Below are 397 nucleotides of genomic sequence, written 5' to 3' on the forward strand. Positions count from 1 at the left end.
CTACAGCCCCTATGTCTACGTCGTTCATAAGGACAGCAAAGCCAAATCGAGCGCGGATTTGAACGGCAAGACCATCGGTGTCGAGACGGCAACGACGTCAGAAGATTTTATCCGTCGTCAGCTTGAGATCGATGCTCCGGGCCTGCCACCGGTCGAGTATAAAGTCGAACCAGGTGAAGTTCGTACCTTTGCCGATTCAATGCTGCCATTTGACGATCTTCGCCTTGGCGACGGGGTCCGTCTGGATGCGGTCATCGCCCCGGAGCAAACAGCACAGAACGCAATCAAGAACGGATATCCCGTCCGAATTCTTGATGGCGGCTATGCCTTCCGTGAACCGCTTGTCGTGATCGCCGAAAAAGGTGATCCTGAGTGGACCGCCAAGATCGGTGAAATC

The 397-nt window shown here is 54.4% G+C and carries 1 pseudogene; it reads left to right on the forward strand.

What is annotated here, in order from left to right:
• Positions 1 to 397: pseudogene (locus GV818_RS33935) on the forward strand (transporter substrate-binding domain-containing protein); the annotation flags it as partial.

Origin of the sequence: Pseudomonas sp. Fl4BN1 (assembly GCF_009908285.1) — a bacterium.
Classification (GTDB): Bacteria; Pseudomonadota; Gammaproteobacteria; order Pseudomonadales; family Pseudomonadaceae; genus Aquipseudomonas.